Below are 14,469 nucleotides of genomic sequence, written 5' to 3'. Positions count from 1 at the left end.
CCCAACTCCGTGCCCATCACGGCAGGGCCCAACCCTGTCCTAGCGCCAATAGGGCCGATAGTAGCCAGTAGCCGGCCGATAGTAGCCGACAGCCGGCCGGTAGCCGCCGACAGCCGGCCGGTAGCCGCCGACAGCCGGCCGGTAGCCGCCGACAGCCGGCCGGTAGCCGCCGACAGCCGGCCGGTAGCCGCCGACAGCCGGCCGGTAGCCGCCGACAGCCGGCCGATAGCCGCCGACAGCCGGCCGATAGCCGCCGACAGCCGGCCGGTAGCCGCCGACAGCCGGCCGGTAGTTGTAACGCACGCTGTCGGGTGACGGTGGCGTTGATGTCTCCTCGACGAGGTTCAGGTTGTCGATCGGCACCGTATTCGCCGCAGAAGCAAGCGCAGAGATCCCGCACACTCCTGCGCAGACGGCGATGAGGCCAAGAATTTTCACATGGTTCATTTGTCGGCTCCTTCCCTCTTCGGTTGCGCCCGTGGGCGCGACGTTGCGCCCATGACGATGCAGGAAACGAGCCGAGTTCGACCGGTGCGGCAGGTGGCAGGCTGCTGATCGCAGCGCACCAATCATCCCTGAAATGTGGGCTGGCCAGGTGAAGGTGCGCGATGCGTGAGCAGCGCGCTGCGGCGCTGGAGCATCCGCGGCATGACAGCCATTCATGGCAGTCAAGAACCTACCGCAGCAGGGAGCATCTAGATGCGACAAACGGGTTGAAACCTCGAGAAAAGCATGAATTTCACAGGGAGGCGGAGAGGCGGGGAGCGAGAGGCGGCGGGAGGGAGAGATTCATTTTTTCTCCCTCCCCGCCTCCCCGTGAAAATTCTCCGGGTTTCAACGCGATCGGTGTTCTAGGATCTTGGGAGACCATGTTCAGGAACATGCGGAGGTCCTGGCGAGACGGCTTGAATTTGGCGTGTGACGCGGCAGCCGCGGCAGATGAAGCAGTTCAAGCATTCGTCCTCCCCGCGAAGGACGTCGCCCGCGCCCGCGACGCGGGCAAGGTCGTCGCCATCCCCCACCTCGAAGCCGGGGACGAACGTGCCCCCCCCCTTCCACCGCCTCCACGACGCCATCTGCGCCGGAGCCGATCGCCTCTCCCATATCCCACAACGGCGTCGTTTTCCCTTGCGATCACGGCCTGTACGTCATGAAGCTCGACGCGGCAGGCACCACCTCTGGAACAAGACGTTCGGCAGCCCCGAGGACGATTGGAGCCTGGTCTGCACCGGCGACCCTGAAGGCAACGTCATCGCAGGCGGAACCTTCACGGTCCGCATGAACCATTCCCCCGCCGAAGTACCCACCTGTCCGGTATCATGGAGTGTCTGCACCCCATGCGAAGCGCCGGCAAATCAGGGGGCGGTTCGCAGGAAAGGATGTACTGCTGTGCCGACATGGGCCATTGCTGCGGCGGGAATCCCGCGTGCGCCGTGGCACATGATGCGCTCACATCACCGAAATCACGCGCAAGTCTCGTGAATGCGCCTGGCCCGCCGCTTGCTGATTGTGCCAGCGCGCGACGAGATCGCTGCGCTTTGCACAGGCGCTGCGTCCTGCGTCTTGCTGTCAAGGAGAGGTAACCGTGTCCATCCCGTTCAGCGCCTGCGCCAGCTGGATCGTCCTCGCTGCGACCACTGCATCGGTCGGACTACCTCTCCGACCCGCTGAACCCGCGGCACAGCTCGGTGGAGCTCCCGGACGGCGCCGGCCGCGCGGGCCTTCAGCTCGACGGTACCACGGTGCTCGTCTCGCGCTGGACGCCGCTGCCCGACGATCCCTCCAGGGCGCGCTTCTATCTCGATCGCATCGACGTCGCGGACCCGTCCGCGCCGGTGGTGCGGGCGCCGGTCAACGTGCCCGGCTCGCTGCTCGCGTTCGATGGCGCGTCGAGCAGGCTGCTCACGACGGATTACGAGACCGTCGAGACGCCGGTGGCGGGGAGGGAGGCGTGTGCTCACGGCTTCGCGTCGAACGCGGCGTTCACGCCGGCAGCCGCCGGCGATGACGCCGGTCCGGGCGTGTGCAGGGGCACGCGGAGGACGCTCAAGCTCCTCGATCTCGGCGACACGAGCGCGCGACTCCTGGATGAGAGTCCAGTGGACGACGCCGTGGCGGTCATGAAGGCGCTCGCCGGCGAGGGCCGCGCCTTCCTGTCGGTGGAGGGCGCCGCCCACGGCGGAAGGTCCTCGATCCTCGTGGCCGGCGGGCTGCAGGAGGGCAGCCTGAAGACCGCGACGCAAGAGGTCGCGGGTTTCAGCCATGGCTCTGGCTCGCTGCTCCTCGCGGACGGAGCGCGCCTCCTCGTCGTCGACAACTACCTGTCCACGCTCTCCGTCCTCGACGCGACCGATCTCACCGCGCTTTCGTTCGAGAAGAAGAGCGAGCTCCCGGGGCATGTGTACCACGCGACGCTCTCCGGCGACCGCGCGCTCTGCTCCTGGGGCTACGGCCGCGAGGCCGTGGACGTCGGCCCTTGATCCACGTCGCGCGGCCCGCGGCCGAACCGCGCCCGCGTCCGCCACACGAGAATCCGCGCCCTCCGACCAAGCCGCGTCGACCAGCGCTGGTTTTCTTGAATGACCGTCCCAGTGGCATGCCTGGTGGCAAGCCGAAGTGCATCGCGAGGAGGCGAACGATCATGCGCAGGGAATTGGAGTGTCTCAGGCCCGTGAATGGACTTGCACAGATGCGAACGTTGGCGATGGGTTGCATCGCCGCGAGCGTCCTCGGCCTCGCCGCGTGCGGCGACGAGGGGCAAACGAGCAGCAACGCTGGAGGCGCGGGCGGGCAAGGCGGTGTCGGAGGCGCGGGCGGGCAAGGCGGTGTCGGAGGCGCGGGCGGGCAAGGCGGTGTCGGAGGCGCGGGCGGAGGGGGATCGAGCGCGTGCGAGCCCGGCGTTTCGGGGACGGCCACGCCCGTGACGATCCGCTTCCGAAACACAGGGGCGACCGAGCTCCTGGTCGGCGACACCCAGTGCATCTCGACGTGGATCGTGACCTCGTCGAGCGGCGCCGAGGCCCCGAAGAACCTGGCGAGGCCGCTGTGCGACGACGGGAACCCGATCTGCCCCGCAGATTGCCTCGACGCTGGCTATAAGCCGCTCCCGCCTCAAGGCGAGGTGACGTTCACCTGGAACGGCGTCATCTTCGAGAGCGTCGACGCCATGGAGGCGGGGTGCCCCGCGGCTCAGGCGGGCGAGCTGTGCCCCGCGATGTGCGCGCGGCCCGTAGACGCCGCGCCGGGCAGCTATACGCTCAAGGCATACGCGTACGACGGATCGACGCCGATTGAAGAGACCGTCACGTTCACCTACCCCGAGTCGGCCGAGGTCGAGGCGGTGTTCCCATAGATCGAACAGCTCGCCGGCGCTCGTCGCGGACCTCGGCGCGGCGCGCTCGCCCTCGTCCCCGCCTTTGCGCTCCTGGCTTGCGGCGCGCGCACCAGCCTACTGGAGCTCGATACTCTGAGCGAGGGTGGCGCGTCGTCAGCGTCGTCCTCTGCCGCATGCCCCTCCCGCGCGGGGGCAGAGCTCTATCCTCGTACAAACCTGGGCTCGAACCCGAAGCCCCTTCACGAGGACCCGATGAAGAGCTGCACCCTCCTCCTCTCCCTGCTCGCCGCGGCGAGCTTCGCCTCCGCGTGCGGCGGCGACGACACCGGCAACGGCGGCGGCGGCGATGGGAACGGCGCGCTCCTGTTCGGCCCCTACAAGGACACCAGCGTCCACATGAACTGGGACACCAGCGTGATCTCCACGAAAGTGTCGGGGACCCAGACCGTGTTCGCCGACGACCTCAGCGCCGCCGGCGGCAACGTCGTCAGCCTGGCCTTCGCCACCGGCGAGTGCGGCAACGAGCGCTGGGGCGACGTGCCCGGCGCGGCGATGGCCGCCGCCAACGTCCCGGTGCTCGAGGCCGCCGGCGTCGGCTACATCCTGTCGACCGGCGGCGCGGCGGGCTCGTTCACCTGCGGCTCCGACGCCGGCTTTGCGGCCTTCCTCGATCGCTGGGCCGGACCGCGCCTCATCGGCGTCGACCTCGACATCGAGGCCAGCCAGTCGCCCCAGGTGATCGCGGCGCTGGTGCAGCGCCTCGGGACCGCGCACGCCGCGTACCCGAACCTGCGCTTCAGCCTGACCCTGGCGACCCTCGCCAGCAACGAGGGCGCGTCGACCGCGCGCTCCCTCGGCAGCAACATCGGCTCGAGCCTCAACGTCGTCGGCGACACCGCCATGGCCGCGGTCGCTGACGTCTTCGGCTTCGACGGCAGCGCGGCGACCTGGCCCAGCTACGTCACCGTCAACCTGATGACCATGAACTACGGCTCGCCCGGTCCCGGCGCGTGCGTCGTCTCCGGCGGCCAGTGCGACATGGGCCAGTCGGCGATCCAGGCCGCGTACAACCTGCACGATCACTTCGGCGTGCCCTACGCCAACATCGAGCTCACCCCGATGCTCGGCGGCAACGACGTCCAGGGCGAGCTCTACACGCTGACCGACGTCGACGAGACCGCCGCCTTCGCCAGGTCCCAGGGCCTCGCCGGCGTCCACTACTGGTCCTACGACCGCGACGTCGACTGCCCGATCGGCGCCGCCTCGCCGGTGTGCAACTCCCTCGGCAACGCCGGCACCCGCGGCTTCCTCGCCCGGTTCCTCGCCGCGGGGCTCTGACCACAGCGCGACCGCGCGCGGCGGAGCGGCCGGAGTACGGGGTGAAGCGGCCCTGCGCCCCGGACGCCGCCCGGCCGTGGGGCCAGAGCGCCCTCCCGGTCCCGAAGAACGGGTGATGGCGGCGACGAGGTGCGGCCACACAGCCTCGACCATCACCTCGGAGGTACCGGATGCGATGTAGGACATGGCTGGCGCCCTTCGCTCTCCCTGCGCTCGCGGCGTGCTCGGCGGTTCCAGACGAGCTGCCCGGCGCGCTCCCGGTGGAGGAACCGCCCGTGGCCTCCGACGCCGGCGAGGCAGCCGCCTGCGGCGCCCTCGCGGCCGCGGGGCCCTCGCTGAGCCTCGCGCTGCCGGGCACGGACCTGCTCGATCCTCAGTGGGTCCTCGGGGCCAAGGACGCGCCGGTCTATCTCTACACCTCGGCGGCGACCCCGACGGGGGATCGGGTACTCCAGCGCGTCACCCTGGATCCCTGGTCGGCGCAGCCGCCCGCCTTCAGCGAGCCGGCGCTGGTGCTGGACGCAAAACACCAGGCCATCCCGGGCGAGGCCTTCGCGGTGGCACAGCTCTATCCGCTCGACGAGGATGACAACTTCGAGTCCGTGGTCGTTTACCGAGAGCGCTATACGACCCCCTTCCCGGATCCCCTGCCGCCAGGCGGCTTTTTCAGGACCGCGCGCGCCTGGAGCGAGGGCAACGAGCCCTTCTCTTCATGGTCGCAGCACGTCGGCACGCACTACGGCGAACGCATGGTGTCGTTTCGTTCCTCAGGGGCGGAACAGCTCGCGATCACCGAGCTCCACGAGCCCGGCCCGCGGTACTGGATGGTGGTCGGCACCGTGTCGGAAGGGGTGGGCCACTCGATGGGCGGGATGCACGTCGGGTGCGCAACAACGCCCATCGCCTTCGATGCGGCATGGTGGAAGCGAGTGGATGAAGACGATACGGGATGGGTGCTGCACTACTGGCTCTTCGGCGCCGCGCTGGGCGCGCCCACCGATTGGAAGCCCAAGGGGCCCCTCTGCGACGTCAGGTTTCCGGGCGTCGGACCGGCGACGACCATTTACCTGGGGCGGTACTCCGCAGACGGCATCAGCATCGGCTACAATGGCAGCGCGATGGCCTCGAAGGAGGCAATCCACGAGGCCGCGCCGGTCGCGCGCCTCCGCATGGCCCCCCGCCCGGACGGCGCGTGGCTCGCCTGGACCCTCGCGCCGCTCGAGGACGCGCCGGGCGCGCTGCGCGTCGCGCGCATGACCCCGTCGGGCGGGATCGCGCTGCCCCCCACCACCGTCCCCTCATGCTCCACGCCCGTCGCGGAATCGCTGGCCGCCGAGCAGGTGGACGGAGACCTGGTGGTCGCGGTCGTCGAGACGAACACGCGCGGCAAGGACCGGATCGTGCTCCGCCGCCTCGACGCGGAGGGCACGTTGACCTGGATGACCACCCTTTTCCCGGGAGGGAAGGTGGAAGGCAGCCTGTCGATGCTCGCGCAGGGCGGTCGCGGGCTCTTGATCGCGTGGGCGGAGCGGCCGTCGAGCTCGTCCGCCTCGCAGCTGCGCGCGGTGCGCCTGGGTTGCGCCGAGGGGTTCGCCGCCGGCGCGCCCGTCTGCGAGACCGAGGACGTGATCCCTCAGTGACGCGGCACGCGTCCGCCGGCCTCCGAAACTTGGCCCGCCCTCGCCCGGCGTGCGAACCCCGAGCCCGGAGACCTCTGCAAGGATGACCAGCCCTCGCTCCCACGCCGAGCTCGTCACGCTGCGTAAGCTCGCGCAGGACCTCGCCGCCCAGCGCAAGGAGCGCCTGTCGAGCGTGCACCTCCTCGCGGCCATCGCCCTGAGCGGAGGCCCCGCCGCGGATCTGCTCCGCGATCGGCGGCTCGACGACGAGGCCCTGCTCAAGGCGACCCGCTCGGTCGACGACGAGGGCCCCGACCCGATCGGCCGGGCGATGGGGGGCGCGCGCGACGTCGCGAAGCGAGCGACCGCGAAGGAGCCCGCGGCGCTCCACCTGCTGCTCGCGCTCCTGTCCGACCGCAGCTCGGCCGCGCACCGCGCGCTCACCCAGTCGGGGGTCGATCTGGCGCGGCTGCGGACCGCGGCGCTCCAGATCGCGCTCGGCGTGGTGCAGGCGCGGCGGACGCCCTCGCGGCTGCTCCACGACGGCGGCGCGCCGGAGACGCCGCCCGCGCCGGCCGCGGCGACCACGGCGCGCCGCGCCCGCGGCGAGGCCGCCGATCCGGCGCGCACGCCGCGCTCGCCGCGCACGTCCCAGGAGCTGCGGCCCGCCAAGGGCGCAGGCGTCGCCGTCCCGGAGCTGCGGCCTGCCAGGGGCGCCGGCGTCGGTATCCCGGAGCTGCGGCCCGCCAGGGGCGCCGGCGCGCCGGAGTCACGGCCCGCCAAGGGCGCCGGCCCGGGCGTCACGGTGCCGCTGTTCCCGCCGACGCCGCTGTTCCCGCCGGGGCGCCCCCGCCCCGCCGCGGCCCCGGCCGGAGCCGACGCGCTGATCTCCGCCGAGCCGATCGCCCTCACGCCCACCCCCTCCCCGGCGTCCTCGGCCTCCCCTGCCCCCGCTTCCGCCGCCTCCCCCGCCGCGCCCGCGCCGGGGCGGCCGTTCCCGCCGCTCGCGCCGCCGACCGCCACGAGCGCCGCCGCGAGCGCCGCCCTCGCGGCGCGCTTCACCCTCGACCGCGCGCGCTTCCCGGCCCTCGCCTCGCTCGGGCACAACCTCTCGCTCGCGGCGGTGCAGGGGGAGCTCGAGCCGATCGTCGGCCGCGAGCACGAGATCGAGCAGGCGCTCGACGTCCTGGCCAAGCGCCACGCGAACAACCCCTGCCTCCTCGGCCCGGCGGGCGTCGGCAAGACCTCCGTCGCGCGCGGCGTGGCGCACCGGCTCGCGTTCGACGAGCGGGAGCCGCGCGTCGTGGTCGAGCTCGTGCCCTCGGAGCTCCTCGCCGGCACCGGCGCGCGCGGCGCGCTGAGCGAGCGCCTGTCCGCGCTCCGGTCCGAGCTCCGCGAGGCGGGCGGGCGGGTCATCCTGTTCATCGACGGCCTGTCGGAGCTCTTCGGCAGCGGCGCGCTCGACGAGGCGATGGCCGAGATCAAGCTCGCGCTCGCCCGCGGCGAGCTCACGCTGATCGGCACCGCCACGCCCGAGGAGTACAGGAAGAGCATCGAGGTCGACCCGGCGCTCGCGCGGCGCTTCACGATCGTCGAGATCGACGAGCCCGAGGAGGACGAGGCGTTCCTGCTGCTCCAGAGCGTCGCGGTCGGGCTCGGCGCGCACCACGGGCTCGCGTTCACGGACGAGGCGCTGGCCTCGGCCGTCGCCTGGTCCGTGCGCTACCTGCCCGGGCGCGCGCTGCCCGACAAGGCGCTCTCGATCCTCGATCTCGCGGGCGCGCGCACGCGGCGGCGCGCGTCGTCGACGTCGCGCGCGTCGCGCGCGGCGCTCCGTGAACCTGCGCAGCCCGCGCGGCAGGTGGGCCCCGCCGAGGTCGCCGAGGTGGTCTCCGAGCTCGCCGATCTGCCGGTCGAGCGGCTGCTCGAGACCGACCGCGAGCGGATGCTCTCGCTGGAGGCGCTGCTCGCCGAGAACGTCGTCGGCCACGGCGAGGCGCTGGCGCGCATCGCGCGGGTGCTCCGCCGGAACGCGGCCGGCCTGCGCGCGCGCCGCCCGATCGGGTCGTTCCTGCTGCTGGGGCCGACCGGCGTGGGCAAGACGGAGACGGCGAAGGCGATCGCCGAGGCGCTGTTCCACTCGCCCGACGCGATGACGCGGCTGGATTTCTCCGAGTACGCGGAGTCGCACGCGGTCGCGCGCCTCGTCGGCGCGCCGCCCGGCTACGTCGGCCACGAGGCGGGCGGCCAGCTCACCGAGGCGGTGCGGCGGAGGCCGTACCAGGTGGTGCTGCTCGACGAGATCGAGAAGGCGCACCGCGACGTGCTCGAGGCGTTCCTCCAGGTCTTCGACGAGGGCCGCCTGACCGACGGCCGAGGCCGGCGGGTGGACTTCACGAACACGGTCCTCGTGATGACCTCGAACCTCGGCGCGGCGGAGGCCGGCGCGCTCCGGTCCGAGCGCTCCGTGGGCTTCGCCCGCGCCTCCGCGGCCGTGTCGCCCGAGCGCCTCGGCGAGGCGATGCTCGCCGCGACCCGCGCCGCGCTCCCGCCCGAGCTCTACAACCGCATCGACGAGGTCCTCTGCTTCGCGCCGCTCACGCGGGCGGACGTCGCCGAGATCACGCGGCGGCTGCTCGGCGGCCTGGAGCGCGAGCTCGAGGCGCGCGGCGTGGAGCTCGAGGTCGAGCCCGAGGCGATCGACGCGCTGCTCGACGCCGGGGGGTTCGACCCGGAGCTCGGCGCCCGGCCGATGAAGCGCACGATCGCGCGCCTCGTCGAGGCGCCGCTCGCGGAGCTCATCCTGCGCGGCCAGCTCGAGGAAGGGTCGGCGGCGCTCGTGGGCGTCGAGCAGGGCGAGGTCGTGGTGGACGCGATCGCGCGGGCCGGCACGCGGCGCTACGCCGCGTGCTCCAGCTGAAGCCCGAGGGCCCTCGGATCGAAGTACGCCTTGAACCTCCTGATGGTGCCGGCCGGGTGCTCGATGACGCTCACGCCGTCGTACGAGAACTCCCCTCCATTGACTAGCTTTCCACGGCTCGTCCACTCGAGGATGGCGGCCTCGTCCGACTCGACGACGCACCGGAACTCGGACCGCACCTCGACGAAGGTGTGCCGGTAGCTGCGCCAGAAGTTGCGGGCGCCGTCGGGGCCGTGGAGCGGCCTCGTGATCGTCGAGTTGCTGAGCTCGGCGTCGGGCGCGAACAGCCGCGCCATGGGCTCGACGTCGCCGCTCTCCTCGATCCGACGCAGGGCTTCGATGAACTCGCTCGCCTTGGACATGGTGCCTCCTGCGGTGCTGGCGCGTGCAAGGGGCGGACCTCTCTCAGTGCGCGGCGGAGCGCTCAGTGCGCGGTGGAGCGCTCGTGCCGCCGCGTGACGACCGCGATGGCGACGGCGAGCAGCGCGGCGAGCAGGAACCCCCCGCCGAACGCGAGGCCGATGATCCAGGGATGGATCGCCCTCCCCAGGCCGTCCGCGAAGCCCGTGGCGGCGGCGCGGCTCGCGCGCTCGATCGCGGCGCTCGAGCAGCCCGGGTCGCCGGCGGGGCACCCGGCGAGCTGCTCCATGAGCTCTGCCGTCCCCTCGCGCGCCGCGGCCCTCGCCGCGGCGCCCGTGCCCTGCTCGACGAGGGTGACGAGCGCCCGATCGTGCTGGAGAGCGCCCTCGACCACGGCGCTGCTGACCGCCTCGCTCGTCTGCGCGATGACCGGCTCCAGGCCCCCGGCCTGCCGCCCGATCTCCGCCGCGCCGGCCCGGACCGCGTCGTGGACGATGGCCCCCACGAGCGGCCGCTCGCGCTCGCGCGCGCCCTCGGCCGATCCGCCGGCGGGCCCGGCCCGGTCCTGCGCGCTGCGATCGAGCGCCTCGAGCGTGCCGTGGGTCGCCTCCTTCGCCGCCTCGCGGACGCACCCCGGGGCGAGCACGAGGGCGGCGATCAGCGCCGCCGCGGCCGATCGACCGGAGCGCGTCGGCCCGCCCGCGCGCGGCGCCGCCGGCGCCCTTGGTCCGGGAGAGAGCGGGCATTGCACAGCCGCGCCGGCCTTCATCAACCGTGCCCGCCGCGCGCCGTACGGAGCGCGCGCTGCCCCGGTCCCCGCTACGGCGGCCCCGCCTCGATCGCCCGCCGGTACCGCTCGCGCCTGTGCGGCTCGCGCAGGATCTCGTAGGCCTCGTCGAGCACCTCGATGACGAGCCGCACGTCGTCGAGCAGGTCCACGGTCGCGGCGGTGAGCAGGGTGGACGGCTCGAAGGCCTTCCTCAGCGCGAGGTACGCGCGGCGGATCTCGTAGTTCGTCGCGTCGCGCGGGATGCCGAGGATCGAGAAATAGTCCCCGTCCTCCACCAGCGCGAGCCGCGCCCGGACGCGCTGCCGGATCGCCTCCTCGTCGAGCGGATCCTCCACCGGCGGGGGCGGCGCCTCGGTGATCGACGGCGGGATGAGGACGTCGAGCACCTCCAGGCAGACGAGCGCGTAGAGCACGCTCGCGTTCTCGGGCTCCGCCACGCTCACGAGCTCGCCGACGCTGCGGCCGCGCGCGGTGCGCACGAGCTCCTCCTCCTCGCGCCGCAGCGCGCACTCGCCGAGCAGGTTGCGCCGGACGCCGTCGTCGAGGCGCGCCCCCGGGCCGCCGAGGCGGCGCAGGGCGACCTCGGGGGCGATCACGCGGCGGATCGTCTCGACGAAGACCTCGGCGCCGGTGGCGCCGCCGAAGACGTTCGGCTCCGCCTTGAGGCGGCCCGGCGGCTCGGGCTCGAGGTCGCACGTGCCGGCCTCGACGAGCACGACGTGGCCGATGACCCACTCGGCGTGCGCGCGCAGCACCGGCCAGAGGTCGTCCTGGCCGAGGTGGCCGTGCGCGATGAGCGCCGCGCCGGCGTGCCGGCCCGAGGCGGGGAGCTTGCCCGCGAGCCGCGCCGCGACCTCGCGCTCGAGGTCGCCGCGCCCGACCAGGAAGGCGAGCAGCGTCTCCTCGGGGATGCTCGAGCCGGCGGTGACGAGATCGCCCTCGTGCAGGACGATGCGCCGCGCGCCCTCCTCGGTCGTGATCGCGAGGGCGCCGGAGGAGCGGCTGCCCACCGCGCGGGCCAGCGCGCGCGGCGCGTCGCCCGGGCCGAGCACCGTGGCCGACGAGGCCCCGCCGGAGCTCGGCGCCTCGTCGATCGGCTCAAGCGCCATGGCGCGGCCGAGCCCGGCCGCGGTGACCGTGGCGGGCGCGGGCGGCACGAGCGGCAGCGCAGGCGGCGCGGGCCCACGCAGGGCCGCGCCGGAGATGGCCATGGACGGCGGAGCTGGCAGGGGCCCGCGGCCGAACGCGGCCGTGCTCGGCGCGGCAGGCGGGCTCGGCGCCAGGAGGCCGCGCCCGAGCGAGCCGGCGCCCGCGCTCGCCGGGACGGGCCCGCCAGGAGGCGCCGCGGCGCGCCCCGCCGGGGCGGAGCGGGCCGGGGACGGCACGGGCGGCAGCGGCTCGGGCTCGGCCCTTCCGACCGACGGCAACAGCGCGGTCCTCACCTCGACCGAGGGAGGCGAAACGAACGCGACGCCCGGAGACGGCGGCGACGGAAAGCCAGGCGCGCGGGCGTCGCGGGCCTCGCGCGACCGGGGCGGCGGCGGCTCGGTGATGCGCTGGCGCAGGCTCGGCTCGACGCGGCCCGACGGAGCGCGCGCCCAGTCGACGTCCTCGCCGCCGCGCGCAGGGCCGGCGCGGTCCCACGCGGGCTCCTCTCGCGGCGCGGGCGATGGCGACCGATCCCACGCGGGCTCGGGGCGCGGCGGCGGCGACGCGAAGGCGTAGGGCCGGCCCGCGTCGCGCGGGGTCGGCGGCGCGGCGTCGCGGCCGCCGCTCCGGCGCGCGGGACCGCCGTGATCGCGCTCCTCCCTGCCGTGCAGGTGCGCCTCCCTGCCGAGCGAGAGCGCCGCGAGCTCGGGGCCTGCGCGCTTCGTCGCGTGCGCCCCGTCGAACGCGGGCTCGGAGGCGCGGTCGTCCTCGTGCTCGTCGCCCGGCTCCGCGAGCTCGACGAGGGAGTCGCCGGGCCCTGTGTGCTCGGCGCGGGTGGCCGCCGGCTGCGGAGCGGGCGCGACGCCGTACGGCTCGGAGCTCGTCCTCGGCTGCGAGGGCAACCCGGTGGGCACCGGGGCGACGGCCGCGCTCGCGCCGGTCCGCGGCTCGTCCTCCTCCGGATCCAGGGGCTCGTCGAGCGCGGAGAGCAGCTCCGGCGACAGCATCAGGTCGACCTCCTCCTCGGCCGCCGGGATGCTCGACGGGTGCGCCTTCGCCGTGACCCGCTGCTCGGCGGCGACGAGGATCTCCTCGAGCTCCGGGCTGATCCGCGCCGGCAGGAGGCGCGGACCGACCTCGTCGCCGTCCTCCTCCGGGGGCGGCAGCACCGAGCCGACGTCGAGCGGGTCGAGATCGCTCGAGAAGTCCGGGTTCGACGGGACGTCGTTGTCGAGCGGCCCCGGAAGGCCGGCCGCGAGGCGCGCCTCGACGGCGTGCTCCCCGCGGAACCGCCCGGGCTCCGCGACCGCGCTCACGTGCGCGGCGAGCTCGGCGGTGTCGACCGGGCGCTCGAACACCTGCCCGAAGAGCTGGGGATCGAGCTCCGCCGAGCGGACCGGATCCCCCACGAGGAGCACGGACGCGGCGACGCCGCCCGGCCGCAGGTAGAGGCGCTCGAGCGCCTCGATCGCGCCGGGCTCGTCGATGTCGACGATCACGACGCGCGGCGCGTCGCTCGCGAGGCGCGCCTCGAGCTCGGCGATGGGCGCCGCGATCACCTCGAAGCCCCGGCCCCGCAGCGCCGCGCCGATCGCCTCCCCGTCCGCCGACGCGTCGGCCAGCAGGATGGCGCCTTCGCGCGGGCGCGCCTGCACTGCTTCGTAGTCGTCGCGGGGCTCGGACACGGCGGTCATCTTGTGGCGGCGGCCCGGCGGAGCAGCGCCCAGGGGCCCGCATCGACTGGACTCTCGACGGTCGTCGGCGGGCTGTCAAACGCGATCGCGGCCCGCTCGCGTTCCCGCCGCGCAGCGCAGCTCCCTCCACGACCGCCCGCCGGCGCGGCGAGGTCTCCACCCCTGCCGCGCTGGGAGCGCCCGGCCGACATCGCCTCCGCGACGCGAGCGCGAGGTCGACGTCGCCGCGCGTCGCCCCCCGCTGTGTGCGCCGCGTGGTAGACGTCGATGCATGGTGCTCGGCGCTTCCCACAACGAGATCGCCCTGACGGCTTTCCTGCTCATCGTCGTGCTGCTCGCCGCGAAGATCGGCCGCATCGGCGAGGCGATCGGCGGGCTGTTCGAGCGGGAAGCGCCAGCGACGGACGGCGGCGCGCCCGGGGACGGCGCGAAACAGGCGGAACAGAAGGAAGAACGCCAGGAAAGCTGAGCACGCCCCCTCGCCGGCGGCCTCGCCCGCGCTTGCGTTCTGTTTTTTTGGAATTCATAGTTTCCGATGCTCGTGAACGGGCCGGCCTCGCCGCGGTCGCGGCGGCGCGCGGAGATCGCGGCGCGGATCCCGCGCGGGTACCGCCCGGCGCTCCACCTCGCGGCGCCCACGCTGCTCGGCGCGCTCGTGCTCGCGGCGGCGGTGCGCCTCCTCGACGCCGTCGATGCCGTCGAGCTCGTCGCGGTGCCGGCGACCCTGCTGCTCGGCTTCGCCTTCGAGTGGTGGGCGCACAGGTCGGTGCTGCACCGGCGGGCGCCGCTGCTCGGCGCGCTGTGCGAGCGGCACGAGCGCGAGCACCACCTCGCCTTCACCGCCGACGACATGGCGCTGCGGAGCGCCCGCGAGCTCTGGCTGGTGCTGACGCCGCCGACCTCGGCGCTCCTCGTCCTCGCCTCGCTGCTGCCGCTCGCCGCGGCGGCGGGCGCGCTGTTCTCGCTGGACGCGGCGCTGCTCGGCCTCGCGACGGCGATGGTGTTCTTCGTCAGCTACGAGTGGCTGCACCTCGCGTATCACCTGCCGGCGGACAGCCCGGTGTACCGGATCCCGGGGCTCGCGCGGCTCCGCGAGCACCACCGCAGGCACCATGACCCCCGGCTCATGAAGCGCTGGAATTTCAACGTGACCGTGCCCGTGTTCGATCTCGTCCGCGGGACGCTCTGGTCGCCGCCGCGCAAGGGCGTGTAGCCGCCGCGCAAGGGCGCGCCCTTGCGCAGCGCCATGCTCCGCCCCGCCGGGA

At 73.8% G+C, this 14,469-nt stretch carries 11 protein-coding genes; 7 read left to right on the top strand and 4 right to left on the bottom strand.

Annotated elements, in window-relative coordinates; genetic code table 11:
• Positions 1-39: 39 nt before the first annotated feature.
• Positions 40-447 carry a hypothetical protein gene (locus WMF39_RS45775; RefSeq protein WP_437742720.1) on the bottom strand — a complete coding sequence of 136 codons (408 nt, stop codon included), beginning with the start codon at positions 445-447 and terminating at the stop codon, positions 40-42.
• Positions 448-1,688: 1,241 nt separating this feature from the next.
• Here WMF39_RS45775 and WMF39_RS45770 point away from each other — a divergent pair.
• The 5 genes from WMF39_RS45770 (at position 1,689) to WMF39_RS45750 (ending at position 9,211) form a co-directional block, all read left to right on the top strand.
• On the top strand, positions 1,689-2,480 hold the full coding sequence (locus WMF39_RS45770) for a hypothetical protein (protein ID WP_437742719.1): 792 nt from the start codon (positions 1,689-1,691) through the stop codon (positions 2,478-2,480).
• Positions 2,481-2,689: 209 nt separating this feature from the next.
• Positions 2,690-3,352 (top strand): hypothetical protein, encoded by a 663-nt coding sequence (locus WMF39_RS45765; protein WP_437742718.1) that lies wholly within the window; start codon positions 2,690-2,692, stop codon positions 3,350-3,352.
• 234 nt (positions 3,353-3,586) lie between these two features.
• Positions 3,587-4,672, top strand: a complete 1,086-nt coding sequence (locus WMF39_RS45760; RefSeq protein ID WP_437742717.1) for a glycosyl hydrolase — start codon at positions 3,587-3,589, stop codon at positions 4,670-4,672.
• A gap of 170 nt (positions 4,673-4,842) precedes the next feature.
• Positions 4,843-6,312 carry a hypothetical protein gene (locus WMF39_RS45755; protein ID WP_437742716.1) on the top strand — a complete coding sequence of 490 codons (1,470 nt, stop codon included), beginning with the start codon at positions 4,843-4,845 and terminating at the stop codon, positions 6,310-6,312.
• An 82-nt stretch (positions 6,313-6,394) separates the two neighbouring features.
• Positions 6,395-9,211, top strand: a complete 2,817-nt coding sequence (locus tag WMF39_RS45750; protein ID WP_437742715.1) for an AAA family ATPase — start codon at positions 6,395-6,397, stop codon at positions 9,209-9,211.
• Here WMF39_RS45750 and WMF39_RS45745 read toward each other — a convergent pair.
• The 3 genes from WMF39_RS45745 to WMF39_RS45735 all read right to left on the bottom strand — a co-directional run bounded on the left by WMF39_RS45745 (position 9,190) and on the right by WMF39_RS45735 (position 13,195).
• Positions 9,190-9,573 carry a nuclear transport factor 2 family protein gene (locus WMF39_RS45745; protein ID WP_437742714.1) on the bottom strand — a complete coding sequence of 128 codons (384 nt, stop codon included), beginning with the start codon at positions 9,571-9,573 and terminating at the stop codon, positions 9,190-9,192. The two genes, WMF39_RS45750 and WMF39_RS45745, sit on opposite strands and share 22 nt — an antisense overlap.
• Before the next feature lie 62 nt (positions 9,574-9,635).
• Entirely contained in the window at positions 9,636-10,340 is a 705-nt protein-coding gene (locus tag WMF39_RS45740; protein ID WP_437742713.1) for a hypothetical protein, read from the bottom strand.
• 50 nt (positions 10,341-10,390) lie between these two features.
• The gene (locus WMF39_RS45735; protein ID WP_437742712.1) at positions 10,391-13,195 is read right to left on the bottom strand and encodes a DUF4388 domain-containing protein; all 2,805 of its coding nucleotides are present in this window, start codon (positions 13,193-13,195) and stop codon (positions 10,391-10,393) included.
• Between the two features lie 280 nt (positions 13,196-13,475).
• On the opposite strand from WMF39_RS45735, the gene WMF39_RS45730 reads away from it, so the two are divergent.
• Both WMF39_RS45730 and WMF39_RS45725 read left to right on the top strand, forming a co-directional pair.
• Complete coding sequence (locus WMF39_RS45730) at positions 13,476-13,673, top strand: hypothetical protein (protein WP_437742711.1); 198 nt, start codon at positions 13,476-13,478, stop codon at positions 13,671-13,673.
• 66 nt (positions 13,674-13,739) lie between these two features.
• Complete coding sequence (locus tag WMF39_RS45725; RefSeq protein ID WP_437742710.1) at positions 13,740-14,417, top strand: sterol desaturase family protein; 678 nt, start codon at positions 13,740-13,742, stop codon at positions 14,415-14,417.
• Positions 14,418-14,469 lie beyond the last annotated feature (52 nt).

Source organism: Sorangium sp. So ce1504, from assembly GCF_051521635.1.
GTDB classification, from domain to species: domain Bacteria; phylum Myxococcota_A; class Polyangia; order Polyangiales; family Polyangiaceae; genus Sorangium; species Sorangium cellulosum_B.
This window is presented reverse-complemented; position numbering and strand designations above follow the sequence as displayed.

Excerpts from the sequence above, each read along its gene's own strand:
- WMF39_RS45775 (WP_437742720.1), bottom strand. The coding sequence starts at position 447 with ATGAACCATGTGAAAATTCTTGGCCTCATCGCCGTCTGCGCAGGAGTG.
- WMF39_RS45765 (WP_437742718.1), top strand. The coding sequence starts at position 2,690 with ATGCGAACGTTGGCGATGGGTTGCATCGCCGCGAGCGTCCTCGGCCTC.
- WMF39_RS45760 (WP_437742717.1), top strand. The coding sequence starts at position 3,587 with ATGAAGAGCTGCACCCTCCTCCTCTCCCTGCTCGCCGCGGCGAGCTTC.
- WMF39_RS45755 (WP_437742716.1), top strand. The coding sequence starts at position 4,843 with ATGCGATGTAGGACATGGCTGGCGCCCTTCGCTCTCCCTGCGCTCGCG.
- WMF39_RS45750 (WP_437742715.1), top strand. The coding sequence starts at position 6,395 with ATGACCAGCCCTCGCTCCCACGCCGAGCTCGTCACGCTGCGTAAGCTC.
- WMF39_RS45745 (WP_437742714.1), bottom strand. The coding sequence starts at position 9,573 with ATGTCCAAGGCGAGCGAGTTCATCGAAGCCCTGCGTCGGATCGAGGAG.
- WMF39_RS45740 (WP_437742713.1), bottom strand. The coding sequence starts at position 10,340 with ATGAAGGCCGGCGCGGCTGTGCAATGCCCGCTCTCTCCCGGACCAAGG.
- WMF39_RS45730 (WP_437742711.1), top strand. The coding sequence starts at position 13,476 with ATGGTGCTCGGCGCTTCCCACAACGAGATCGCCCTGACGGCTTTCCTG.
- WMF39_RS45725 (WP_437742710.1), top strand. The coding sequence starts at position 13,740 with ATGCTCGTGAACGGGCCGGCCTCGCCGCGGTCGCGGCGGCGCGCGGAG.